Here is a 12,233-nt window from a genome sequence, read left to right on the forward strand (position 1 = left end):
TATGCGTCCGGCGGAGCGGATGTCCGGGGCACGCCGTAGGCTTAGCGGGTGACCACAGCCCTTTACCGTCGATACCGGCCCGAGAACTTCGCCGAGATGATCGGGCAGTCTCAGGTCACCGATCCGCTCATGACGGCGCTGCGCAGCGATCGCGTGGGGCACGCGTACCTGTTCTCCGGTCCGCGCGGATGCGGCAAGACCACGTCGGCTCGTATTCTCGCGCGTTGCCTGAACTGCGCAGAAGGGCCGACCGACACCCCGTGCGGCGTCTGCCCGAGCTGTGTCGAGCTGTCGCGTGCCGGAGGCGGGTCGCTCGACGTCGTCGAGATCGACGCGGCCAGCCACAACGGCGTCGATGACGCGCGTGATCTGCGCGAACGTGCGACCTTCGCGCCGAGCCGTGACCGCTTCAAGATCTTCATTCTCGATGAGGCGCACATGGTCACACCGCAGGGGTTCAACGCCCTGCTCAAGCTCGTCGAAGAGCCGCCCGCGCACGTCAAGTTCATCTTCGCGACGACCGAGCCCGACAAGGTGCTTGGCACGATCCGCTCGCGTACGCATCACTACCCGTTCCGGCTGGTTCCCCCGGCGGCGATGCTCGAGTACGTCGAGAAGCTGTGCCGAGAAGAGGGCGTCTCGGTCGAACCCGGGGTTCTGCCGCTCGTGGTGCGCGCCGGTGGCGGCTCGCCTCGTGACACCCTGTCGCTGCTCGACCAGTTGATCGCGGGATCCGAGGGTGACTCGGTCGGCTACGCCCGCGCGGTCGCTCTGCTCGGCTACACGCACGGTGCCCTCCTCGATGAGATCGTCGATGCTCTCGCCTCGAACGACGCCACCATCGCATTCCCCGCGGTGGACCGCGTCGTGCAGACCGGGCAAGATCCTCGGCGCTTCGTCGACGACCTGCTCGAACGGCTGCGCGACCTCATCGTGATCGCCGCGGTGGGCGACGGCGCATCCGCCGTGCTCCGCGGCGTTTCGGAAGACGATCTCGCCAAGATGCGCGATCAGGCGGCGCTCTTCGGGGCGTCGCGGCTCTCGCGCACGGCCGACCTCGTGAGCACCGCGCTCGACGACATGACCGGCGCGACCTCGCCGCGCCTGCACCTCGAACTGCTCGTCGCGCGTGTGCTCGCCGGCGCGCAGGATGAACCCGCGAGCCAGGCATCTCCTGTGCAGAGCGCAGACGCATTGCGCGACGCCCGGGCCGCCGCGATGGCCACCGTCGGTTCGGGACGCACGGCTTCGGCAGCTGCTGCTGCCCCCGCAACCGCGCCGCGGGCATCCGAGGTCCCCGTGGTGCCGCCAGCCTCTGCGGCTCCGCCGGTGCCGGAGGTCCCCGCCGCGTCGTCGCCTGCGGAGGCGCCCGCCACCGCTCCCGATCAGGTTTCCGCATCCGCGCCGGAGGCCCCCGCATCCGAGAGCTCCGCGTCCGAGAGTTCTGCGTCTGCGGCTCCTGCTCCGGACCCGTCCGGGCCTGCGGCCGACGCGCCCGAGTTGCCCGCGCCGGAGTCTGCCTCGACAACGCCTGCTCCGGCCCCCGACGCCTCAGGGCCGGTGGATTTCGATCGTGTCCGCGGCGCCTGGCCAGGAATCCTGACTCGTCTGCAGGCGATCAGCAGTTCATCGTGGATCGTCGTCACGGCTGTGCAGCCGCTCGGCTTCGACACCGCCAGCGAGGTGCTCACCGTCGGCTTCCCGTCACAGTCAGACGTCGGGCGCTTCCGCGGTGCGACACCCGGCGAGGGACCTTCCGACCACCTGCGCACCGCCATCTCCGACGAGCTCGGTGTGCGCGTCAAGTTCAAGCCCGCACCGCTACCGCCAGCCGGTGCCGAGGGAACGAGCCGACCCGCTCCCGCGCAGCGTCCGTCGAACGGTCCGGCACGCAGCGTGTCCGACAACGCCGCCCCCGTGACGGAATGGGTGGTCGCGTCGATTCCGCGCGGCGAGAGTGCAGCTGCTGAGGCGCCCGGGGCGGAGTCCGCGGCGCCCACAGCCTCGACGTCGCCCGCGGTTCCGGCTTCGAACGTGGCGGCGCCCGCGCCGGTCCGCGAGCCGCAGTCGATCCCCGCGCCGGCCAGGGAGACGCAGCCCGTCACCGCACCGGCCCGCGACGCACAGTCCGATGCCGACACGATGCCCGCCTCCGGTTGGTACGAGCCCTCGAGCGACTACGACGACATGCCCCCTCCGCCCGAGGACGAGCCGCCGTACGATCCAGGACCGCCCGCAGAGCACGCCCCGCGCCAGAGCGTCGGGGCGCAGAGCTCTTCCGTTGCGCCTGACCACGCGCCGGCATCCGCGCCCGCTGCGCCGCGTGATGCGGCCGGGCTGGCGTCTCGTCCCACGGTGACATCCCGACCCATCGGCGGCGGGGTGCAGCGCTACGGCGAAGCGGTCGTCCGGCAGGTGCTCGGGGCGTCCTTCGTGCGCGAAGAGCCCTTTGATCCCCCGACGAGGTTCAACTGATGTACGACGGCATCGTTCAAGAGCTGATCGACGAGTTCGGTCGTCTGCCGGGCATCGGCCCGAAATCCGCGCAGCGGATCACCTTCCACATCCTGCAGACGCCGAGCTTCGATGTCGCACGTCTCGCCGAACTCCTCGGCGAGATCCGTGAACGCGTGCGCTTCTGCGAGATCTGCGGCAACGTCGCCGAGCAGGAACGCTGCGCGATCTGCCGCGATCCCCGTCGCAACCCGGCACTCATCTGCGTCGTCGAAGACGCGAAGGACGTCTCGGCGATCGAGCGCACGCGCGAGTTCCGTGGGCTCTATCACGTGCTCGGCGGTGCGATCAGTCCGATCGCGGGCGTCGGTCCTGACGATCTGCGCATCACGCAGCTCATGACGCGTCTCGCCGACGGCACCGTGCAAGAGGTCATCATCGCCACGAACCCGAACCTCGAGGGCGAGGCGACCGCGAGCTACCTCAGCCGTCTGCTCACGACGATGCAGATCACGGTCTCGCGGCTCGCCTCCGGTCTGCCGGTCGGCGGCGATCTCGAGTACGCCGACGAGGTCACCCTCGGTCGCGCCTTCGAAGGCCGGCGCGTCCTGTGAACCAGAGCGGTGGCTTCACCCGCCGCGGGTGGCTGCTGTTCGCCGCGATGGCGCTGATCTGGGGCGTCCCGTACCTGTTCATCAGCATCGCCGTCGAAACGTACTCGCCGCCGGCCGTCGTGGCCGGACGCACCCTCATCGCCGCCCTGCTGCTGCTGCCATTCGCGATCCGCAGCGGTGCGCTCAAAGCCGCATGGAAGCTCTGGCCGTGGGTGCTCGCCTTCGGTCTTGTCGAGATGGCGGGGCCTTTCCTCCTGCTGGGACACGCAGAGCAGACGCTGCCTTCGGGGCTCACAGGTCTTCTGGTGGCAACCGTGCCGCTCGTCGCCGCGGTCATCGCTCTGCTGGGCGGAGACAGGGGAGTGCTGCGCCCCGCGCGCATCATCGGCCTCTTCGTCGGCATCGTGGGAGTGGGGATCGTCGTCGCCGGCCCCAGCCTGTTCGGCCACGGTCAGCTCGACCTTCTCGCGATCGGCGAGGTGCTGCTGGTTGCGGTCCTCTACGCGATCGCGCCCTTCATCGTCGCGCGCAAGCTGTCGTCCGTGCCCTCGCTCGGCACGATCACGCTCTCGCTCCTCGCGATCGGGCTCCTGTACCTGCCGATCGCGCTCGTCGTTCCGTCGGCACCGCCGACGCTCGAATCGACGGTCGCCCTCGTCATCCTCGGCGTGCTGTGCACGGCCGTCGCATTCCTGGCGTTCTTCGCTCTCATCCGCGAAGTGGGGCCTGTGCGTGCGCCGCTGTTCACGTACGTCAACCCGGTCGTCGCGATCGTCCTGGGTGCGTTGATCCTCGCGGAGCCGCTCACACCAGGACTCCTCATCGGTTTCCCGCTCATCATCCTCGGGTGCTGGTTCGCCGGAACTGGCGGGCGACTGCGCCCGGTCGCCTCGGAGGCCGTGCCCACCGATACGAGTGCGATCGCGGAGTGCGCCGAGGCCGAGCCGTCCGCGCCGACGCAGCGCGCCGACACGGAGTAGGCCCGCTCAGCTCGCGACGGTCGCGCGGGCATCGCGGCGCAGCGCCACGTTGAGGTTCAGCAGAAGCAGCACGAAACCGGCGCCGATCAGGATGTGCCCGAGGCCGGCGATCCCCGAGATCATCCCGGAGCCCTCCAGGCCCTTCACCTGCAGGATGCCGTGCCACACGAGCAGCCCCGTCGTGAGCACGACGCCGAAGTTGTAGATCCAGAAGAACCAGCGCAGCAGACGACTCGTCGACAGGCGGAAGACTTTCTCCAGGACCAGCACGATCAGCAGCACGAGCATGCCGAGAGTCAGGATGTGCGTGTGCGCGAGACCGAGCTGGCCGGCGAAACCCTCCGGGTACCCGTTCGCCTTCGTGAATTCACGGTAGAACAGCCCCGCGGCGAGGCCGAGCACGGCATAGACAGCGGTCGCCCCGAGCAGGATGCGCAGTGTGCGGTGATGGGTGGCAGTGTTTTCCGTCATACCTCGAGCCTCCGCGCATCGCGGAGATGCGACATCCATCGAAGGATCGATCTCCGTACGTGGCAGCGATCGCGGCGACGCGCGAGGATGAGAACATGGACGCGCACGCCTCGCTGGGTTCGGCACGACAGCGGATGCTCCGTGGCGCCCGATTCGCGCTGCATGTGATCACCGTCGTGCTGGCGTTCGTCGGCACGATCCGTGCGATCGATGCGGGTGCCGAGATCGTCGTCGCCTCGATCGCCGCAGCACTCTTCCTCGGCTGGTACGCCACAGGTGCCGCGCTACTGCAGGGCGCCGTGGCCCGCTGGTGGCTGTTCGCTCTCGCTGCTCTGTGGGCGGGGCTGCTCGCGATCTCCGCCGAGTACGTCTGGCTGGCGTTCCCTCTCCTGCTGCTGGCGGGGCACGTACTGCGCGCCGGGTGGTCGGTGGTGTTCGCGATCCTCGTGCTCGCCGCGGCGATCATGGCGCCGCTCCTGCACCACGGCCAGACGTCGTTCGCGCACATCGTCGGCCCGGTCGTCGGCGGCGGCTTCGCACTCGCGATCTCGCTCGGCTACGACACGCTGCTGCGCGACGCGGCGGAACGCGAACGCCTCATCGCCTCTCTGGTGCGCGCGCAGGACGAGACGGCGGAGCTGCAGGATGAGCTTCTGCGGACGCAGCGCGAGGCCGGCGCGAGCCGCGAGCGCACTCGTCTCGCGCGCGACCTGCACGACACGATCGCGCAGGAGCTCAGCTCGATCTCCCTCCTCGCGCGCACGGGCGAGATCGCGCGGCTGCCGCAGATCGATGCTCTGGCACAGAAATCGCTGACCGAGCTGCGCCGCATTGTCGCGGCTCTCGACCCGACGGAGCTGGAGGGCTCTGCCCTCGCCGGGGCCCTGGAGCGGATGCTCGCGGAGGCACACGTCCACAGCGGTATCCAGACGAGTCTCGAGGTCGACCTGCCACCGCGGGCTCTGCCCACGGCGGTCGAGGTCACCCTTCTTCGCGTTGCTCAGTCGGCGCTGGCGAATGTGCGCCAGCACGCGGCGGCGAGCACCGTCGCCGTCCGCCTTCACGAGAGTGAGGGAAGCGTCGGGCTTGACGTCGTCGACGACGGCGCGGGCTTCGATCCCGACGCCGGCGAGCAGCCGCGTGCAGAGCGCACGTCCTACGGCCTCGCAGCGATGCGCGCCCGAGTGCGGGAGCACGGCGGTGAGCTGCACGTGCAGAGCGCGCTGGGCGAAGGCACGCGGCTTCGGGTGCGCATCCCCCTTCCGGGTGCCGACTCATTCGGTGAAGGGGGCGACGCATGAGCATCCGCCTCCTCCTCATCGACGACCACCCCATCGTGCGCGCCGGATTGCGCGCTGTCGTCGAAGGGCGCGGCTTCACGGTCGCGGGCGAGGCCGCGACGGGCGAGGAGGGGATCGCCGCGGCATCCGAGCTCCGTCCTGATGTCGTGCTGTGCGATCTGCGCCTGGGGGAGGGGATCGACGGGGTCGCTGCGACCGCGGCGCTGCGCGCGCTGCCGGATCCGCCCGCCGTGCTGATCCTCACGACGTTCGACCACGACGCGCAGATCGTGCGCGCGCTGGAAGCCGGTGCCGCAGGATACCTGCTCAAAGACGTCGACACCGACACGATCGCGCGAGCGATCCGCGATGCGGCCGCGGGCGGACTGGTCTTCACTCCGGAGGGAGACCAGCGACTTCTCGCCGCGCTCCGTGCTCCGCGCGTCGCCCTCACCGCGCGAGAGCTCGAGGTGCTCGGCCAGGTCGCCGCGGGCGCGAGCAACAAGGAGATCGCGGCCACGCTGTTCATCACCGAAGCAACGGTCAAGACCCATGTGGTGCACCTGCTGCAGAAGCTCGGAGTCGACAGTCGCACGGGCGCCGTGAGCGAGGCGCGGCGACGCGGCCTGCTCTGAGTAGGCCGCGGCCCCGTCACATGTCCGTTTCGGCATACGGCCCGCTTCTAGAATGTGAGGGGCTGTATCGCCCACCATCCCCCAGGAGTGTTTCGTGGCTCTCATCGTGCAGAAGTACGGCGGCTCGTCCGTCGCCGACGCAGAAGGCATCAAGCGCGTCGCCAAGCGCATCGTCGACACCCGTCGTGCCGGTCATGACGTCGTCGTCGCCGTGAGCGCCATGGGCGACACGACCGACGAGCTGCTCGACCTCGCGGCCGAGGTCGCCCCGATCCCCGCGCCGCGCGAACTCGACATGCTGCTCTCCAGCGGAGAGCGCATCTCGATGGCGCTGCTGGCCATGGCGATCCACTCCATGGGCTTCGACGCGCGCTCCTTCACCGGCCCTCAGGCCGGAATGCGCACCGACAGCCGACACGGTGCGGCGCGCATCGTCGAGGTGACCCCGACCCGTCTGCGCGAGGCGCTCGACGAGGGAGCCATCGTCATCGTCGCCGGATTCCAGGGACTCAACGACGACACGCAAGACATCACGACCCTGGGCCGCGGCGGTTCCGACACGACCGCCGTCGCGCTCGCCGCCGCGCTCGAGGCGGATGTCTGCGAGATCTACAGCGACGTCGACGGCATCTTCACGGCCGACCCGCGCGTCGTGCCTCTTGCACACAAGCTGGGCTCGATCGGCGCAGAAGAGATGCTCGAGCTCGCGGCCAACGGCGCGAAGGTCCTCTACATCCGCGCGGTCGAGTACGCACGCCGTCATGGCGTCCTCATTCACGCTCGTTCGACGTTCTCGTCGAACGAGGGCACCTACGTTCTGGGCGAGGGGCAGAAGTCCCCCCGCGAATCCGAGGGAGAAGACATGGAAGAGCCGATCGTCGCCGGAGTCGCGACCGACCTCAGCCAGGCCAAGGTCACGGTCACAGGCGTTCCGGATGTTCCGGGCAAGGCCGCCGAGATCTTCAAGATCGTGTCGAAGTCGGGCGCGAACGTCGACATGATCGTGCAGAACGTGTCGGCCGCCGGCACCGCACGCACCGACATCTCCTTCACCCTGCCGAAGTCGGATGCCGCCGCTGCGCTGCGCGCACTGTCCGCCGAGCAGGAGGAGGTCGGCTTCGAGGGACTGCTGCACGACGACCAGATCGGCAAGCTGTCGGTCGTCGGTGCGGGCATGCGCACCCACTCGGGTGTCTCTGCGACCCTCTTCGAGGCGCTGAGCTCGACCGGCATCAACATCGAGATGATCTCCACGTCTGAGATCCGCATCTCGGTCGTGCTGCGCGGTGACGATCTCGCTCACGCCGCACGCGTCGTGCACACCGCCTACGGTCTCGACGGCGACGTCGAGGCGATCGTCGCCGCCGGCACCGGCCGCTGATCCGCCGGGGAGAGGCGCCTTCGACGCGAAGCATCCCGCCCCTCTCGTGAGCCGCTAGACTCACGGAAACCCTGACATCGGCGACAGGCGCGGCATCCGCACCCGGCCGCCGTGCCTTGCGCCTCGCACGTCTCCCGCTTCCGCGGGAGTTTGAAGCCAAGGAACCCCAATGACCCGCATCTCTGACTCTGGACTCTCCGTCGCCATCGTCGGCGCCACCGGCCAGGTTGGCACCGTCATGCGCCAGATTCTCGCAGAGCGGTCCTTCCCGATTCGCGAGCTGCGCCTGTTCGCCTCCGCGCGCTCTGCCGGTTCCGAGATCGACTACGCCGGTGTCTCCGTCATCGTCGAGGACGTCGAGACCGCGGATGCCTCGGGCATCGACATCGCGCTGTTCTCGGCCGGTGCGACGGCCAGCCGTGCCTACGCCGAGCGCTTCGCCGCCGCAGGCGCGGTCGTGGTCGACAACTCCAGCGCATGGCGCATGCACCCCGAGGTTCCGCTCGTCGTCAGCGAGGTCAACCCCGAGGCGATCGACGACGCCCCCAAGGGCATCATCGCCAACCCGAACTGCACCACCATGGCGGCGATGCCCGTCATCAAGGCGCTCCACGCCGAGGCCGGCGTCGAGCGCCTCATCGTCAGCACCTACCAGGCCGTGAGCGGTTCGGGCATCTCCGGCGCAGAAGAGCTTCTCGGCCAGGTGCAGGCGGTACTGGAGCAGGGCGACACTCTGCGACTCGTGCACGACGGTGAATCGGTCGAGTTCCCCGCGCCGAACAACTACGTCGCTCCCATCGCCTTCGATGTGATCCCGCAGGCGGGCTCGGTCGTCGACGACGGCGAGAACGAGACCGACGAAGAGAAGAAGCTCCGCAACGAGAGCCGCAAGATCCTGGGCCTGCCCGACCTTCGTGTCGCAGGCACCTGCGTGCGCGTTCCTGTCTTCACGGGCCACTCGCTCTCCATCCACGCGGAGTTCGCGAACGACATCACCCCCGACCGTGCGCGCGAGGTCCTCGCGGCCGCGCCGGGAGTCGAGCTGCGTGAGGTCCCGACCCCGCTGCACGCCGCAGGCAAGAACCCCAGCTTCGTCGGGCGCATCCGCCAGGATCAGTCGGCGCCCGAGAACAAGGGCCTCGTCCTGTTCATCAGCAACGACAACCTCCGCAAGGGTGCAGCGCTCAACGCCGTCCAGGTGGCCGAGCTCGTCGCCGAGCGCATCGCCGTCGCATCCTGAATTGAGGGGCCTGGGGTGGTGGTCTGCGGCCACCGGGAGGCGAACTAGACTGTTCAGGTGACTGAAACCGTCGACGTCGTCCTCATCGGTGGTGGCATCATGAGCGCCACCCTGGGTACCCTTCTGCACGAACTCCAGCCCGACTGGAAGATCGTCGCCTTCGAGCGACTCTCCGATGTCGCGCAGGAGAGCTCGAACCCCTGGAACAACGCAGGCACGGGCCACGCGGCCCTCTGCGAGCTCAACTACATGCCCGACACCGGGGGCGACGACATCGACCCCGCGAAGGCCGTTGGCATCAACGAGCAGTTCCAGCTGAGCCGTCAGCTGTGGTCGACGCTGGTCGAGCGCGGTGTTCTCGACGAGCCTTCGACGTTCATCAACGCCACCCCGCACATGACCTTCGTGCAGGGCGAGAAAGACGTCGACTACCTGCGTCGCCGCTACGAGGTGCTCAAGAAGCAGCCCCTGTTCGCGGGCATCGAGTACAGCGAAGACTCCCGCGTGATCAACCAGTGGGCGCCGCTGCTCATGCAGAAGCGCCTCAAGGGCAAGAAGTTCGCCGCGACCCGCGTGCCCGCCGGCACCGATGTCGACTTCGGCGCGCTCACGCACCAGCTCTTCGACCACCTGCAGAAGAACGGCACGACGGTCTACAAGAACCGTGAAGTCCGCTCGCTGAAGCAGCAGAAGGACGGCACCTGGCGTCTGAAGTACCGCGACACGATCGGCAGCACGCCGGGCGAGATCAAGGCCCGTTTCGTGTTCGTCGGAGCGGGCGGCTGGGCGCTCAAGATGCTGCAGCGCTCGGGGATCCCCGAGATCAAGGGCTACGGCGTCTTCCCCATCGGCGGGCAGTTCCTGAAGACCACGAACCCGAAGATCGTCGCGCAGCACAAGGCGAAGGTCTACTCGCAGGCATCCGTCGGCGCACCGCCCATGTCGGTGCCGCACCTCGACGCGCGCGTCGTCGACGGCGAATCGTCGCTCCTGTTCGGCCCGTTCGCGACCTTCAGCCCCAAGTTCCTCAAGCAGGGTTCGCTGCTCGACATCGTCACCCAGGTGCGTCCGCACAACCTGTGGCCCATGCTGCGCGTGGCCTTCGCGAACCCGGATCTCATCACGTACCTCGTCGGCGAGCTGATGAAGAACCACCACAAGAAGGTCGACAGCCTGCGCACCTTCATGCCGACCGCGAAGGACGAGGACTGGACGCTCATCCAGGCCGGCCAGCGCGCGCAGGTCATGAAGAAGGACGCGAAGAAGGGCGGCGTCCTCCAGTTCGGCACCGAGGTCATCACCGCGAAGGACGGCACGATCGCCGGTCTTCTCGGCGCGTCCCCTGGAGCGTCGACGGCCGTGCCGATCATGCTCGACGTGCTTCAGCGCTGCTTCCCTGAGCAGTACAAGGGCTGGGAGTCGGCGATCGAGGAGCTCATCCCGACCTACGGCACGAAGCTGAACACCGATCCTGCGGCTGCGCAGGCGTCGATGGCGGCGACGGCAGGCGTTCTCGGGATCTCGGAGTAGCTCGGCGCCGTGGCGAAGCTCTACTTCCGCTACGGGGCGATGAACTCCGGCAAGTCCACGGCGCTCCTGCAGGCCGCGTACAACTACGAAGAACGCGGGCAGCGGGTGCTGCTGGCGAAGCCGGAGATCGACACCAAGGGTGCCGGTCAGATCGAGAGCCGGCTCGGGATGACGCGTGAGGTGGACTTCCTCATCGCGCCGGGCGCATCCGTGCAGGAGCTGTTCCAGCAGCAGCGCCTGTGCGCCCAGCAGGAGGAGGCGGATGCGCTGCTTCCCGGGAACCCCCGCGACATCGCCTGCCTGCTCGTCGACGAGGCGCAGTTCCTCTCCGCCGAGCAGATCGACGACCTGTTCCGCATCGCCGTCGTCGACGGCATCCCGGTCATGGCCTACGGCATCCGCAACGACTTCCTGACCCACGCCTTCCCGGGCTCCGCCCGGCTGCTGGCGATCGCGCACTCCCTGGAGGAGCTCAAGACGATCTGCCGCTGCGGACGCAAGGCGGTCTTCAACGGCCGCCGGATCGACGACCGCTTCGTCTTCGACGGTGATCAGGTCGCCATCGACGGCGGCGGAGACGAGCACATCGTCACCTACGAGTCACTCTGCGGCAACTGCTATCTCGCGGAGTCCGGCGGGCGCCTGGGCTGAGGCGGCGTCCACTCCGCGGTGCAAGTAGTGCGCCGATGGGCCTCAGACGGCCTCAGACGCGCGCAGAGCGAGCAGCAGCGCGTCGAGGTGGTCCGCGGTGTCTTGCCAGCCTTCGACGGCCACAGAGGGCACTCCCATGGCTTTGACGGGGTAATCGTTGCCGCCTTCGTCGAGTCGGTCACCGTAGAAGAGCATGTCGGCGAGGGGGATGCCTGTGCGGGCGACGAGCTCAGCCATGCCGTAGGCCTTGTCGATACCCGCGCGGGTGATGTCGATCGACGTGGAGCCGCCGGCGCGCACCTCGAGGTCGGGCACACGGGGTGCGACGGCGTCGCGCAGCGCGATGCGCTTCGACCCATCCGGGTCCCAGGCCTTCTTCGCGTCGTGGGGCGCACGTTGCCCGAGAGCCGAGAATGTGATCTGCGAGCCGCGGTCTTCGAGGATCGGGCCCCAAGTCTCGGTCTCCCAGATGTCGAGGCGCTGCGCTTCCTCTTCCAGCGCGGTGAGGGCCGCTGTCTTTTGCGCCGCGGAGAGGTCATGGGCGTAGACGAGTGCGAACTCCACACCGTCGTGGTGCAGGTACCGGGTGCCGCAGGTGGGCATGAGGTGGATGCGCGCCAAGAGCGTCGCATCCGCGTCGCCGAGCCGGGAGATCACCTGACTGCGAAACTGCTCCTCGTTGCCGCCGGAGATGATCGCGACCTCGACGGTCTCAGCGAGTGCGAGCAGCTGTCGTGCGATGCGGTCGTCGATCGGGCTCTTCGAGGGGGCGAGGGTGTCGTCGAGGTCGAAGGCGACCAGGCGCGGCGTCGTCATGATCCTCCAGCGTAGTGCGCGGCGATGCGGGGCGACCGTCCGGAGGTCGCCCGGATATGGAGAGAGGGACCGCACCGAAGTGGGTCCCTCTCTGTTGTCGGGATGACAGGATTTGAACCTGCGACCTCTTCGTCCCGAACGAAGCGCGCTACCAAGCTGCGCCACATCCCGCGACAACCGT

The 12,233-nt window shown here is 68.6% G+C and carries 11 protein-coding genes and 1 tRNA gene; 9 read left to right on the forward strand and 3 right to left on the reverse strand.

Going from position 1 to position 12,233, the window contains the following annotated elements:
* The first annotated feature begins 48 nt into the window (after positions 1–48).
* Genes JOD62_RS10890 through JOD62_RS10900 form a run of 3 tightly spaced genes read left to right on the forward strand, consistent with a single transcriptional unit; the run spans position 49 to position 4,048 of the window.
* Positions 49–2,475: a DNA polymerase III subunit gamma and tau gene (locus JOD62_RS10890; RefSeq protein WP_204939305.1), complete on the forward strand. Its 2,427-nt coding sequence runs from the start codon at positions 49–51 to the stop codon at positions 2,473–2,475.
* A complete protein-coding gene (recR, locus tag JOD62_RS10895; protein WP_204939306.1) occupies positions 2,475–3,068 on the forward strand; it encodes a recombination mediator RecR in 594 nt (197 codons plus the stop codon). The genes JOD62_RS10890 and recR overlap by 1 nt, the downstream gene beginning before the upstream one ends.
* A complete protein-coding gene (locus tag JOD62_RS10900) occupies positions 3,065–4,048 on the forward strand; it encodes a DMT family transporter (protein ID WP_204939307.1) in 984 nt (327 codons plus the stop codon). The genes recR and JOD62_RS10900 overlap by 4 nt, the downstream gene beginning before the upstream one ends.
* A gap of 6 nt (positions 4,049–4,054) precedes the next feature.
* Here JOD62_RS10900 and JOD62_RS10905 read toward each other — a convergent pair whose 3' ends face one another.
* Positions 4,055–4,519, reverse strand: a complete 465-nt coding sequence (locus JOD62_RS10905) for a DUF2871 domain-containing protein (RefSeq protein ID WP_204939308.1) — start codon at positions 4,517–4,519, stop codon at positions 4,055–4,057.
* Between the two features lie 95 nt (positions 4,520–4,614).
* Between JOD62_RS10905 and JOD62_RS10910 the strand changes: the two genes are divergently transcribed.
* The 6 genes from JOD62_RS10910 to JOD62_RS10935 all read left to right on the forward strand — a co-directional run bounded on the left by JOD62_RS10910 (position 4,615) and on the right by JOD62_RS10935 (position 11,236).
* Entirely contained in the window at positions 4,615–5,820 is a 1,206-nt protein-coding gene (locus JOD62_RS10910; RefSeq protein ID WP_204939309.1) for a sensor histidine kinase, read from the forward strand.
* Positions 5,817–6,434, forward strand: a complete 618-nt coding sequence (locus JOD62_RS10915) for a response regulator (RefSeq protein ID WP_204939310.1) — start codon at positions 5,817–5,819, stop codon at positions 6,432–6,434. Before JOD62_RS10910 ends, JOD62_RS10915 begins: the two co-directional genes overlap by 4 nt.
* 94 nt (positions 6,435–6,528) lie before the next feature.
* Positions 6,529–7,815: an aspartate kinase gene (locus JOD62_RS10920; protein WP_204939311.1), complete on the forward strand. Its 1,287-nt coding sequence runs from the start codon at positions 6,529–6,531 to the stop codon at positions 7,813–7,815.
* 169 nt (positions 7,816–7,984) lie between these two features.
* Entirely contained in the window at positions 7,985–9,055 is a 1,071-nt protein-coding gene (locus JOD62_RS10925) for an aspartate-semialdehyde dehydrogenase (protein WP_204939312.1), read from the forward strand.
* Positions 9,056–9,112: 57 nt separating this feature from the next.
* The gene (locus JOD62_RS10930; protein WP_204939313.1) at positions 9,113–10,585 is read left to right on the forward strand and encodes a malate:quinone oxidoreductase; all 1,473 of its coding nucleotides are present in this window, start codon (positions 9,113–9,115) and stop codon (positions 10,583–10,585) included.
* Positions 10,586–10,594: 9 nt separating this feature from the next.
* Entirely contained in the window at positions 10,595–11,236 is a 642-nt protein-coding gene (locus tag JOD62_RS10935; protein WP_204939314.1) for a thymidine kinase, read from the forward strand.
* A 42-nt stretch (positions 11,237–11,278) separates the two neighbouring features.
* Here the strand turns inward: JOD62_RS10935 and JOD62_RS10940 are convergent, their stop codons facing one another.
* Positions 11,279–12,052 carry an HAD-IIB family hydrolase gene (locus tag JOD62_RS10940; protein WP_204939315.1) on the reverse strand — a complete coding sequence of 258 codons (774 nt, stop codon included), beginning with the start codon at positions 12,050–12,052 and terminating at the stop codon, positions 11,279–11,281.
* Positions 12,053–12,149: 97 nt separating this feature from the next.
* Positions 12,150–12,223 (reverse strand) — tRNA-Pro (locus JOD62_RS10945).
* Positions 12,224–12,233 lie beyond the last annotated feature (10 nt).

Source organism: Microbacterium keratanolyticum (assembly GCF_016907255.1).
In the GTDB taxonomy this organism is placed as follows: Bacteria; Actinomycetota; Actinomycetes; order Actinomycetales; family Microbacteriaceae; genus Microbacterium; species Microbacterium keratanolyticum.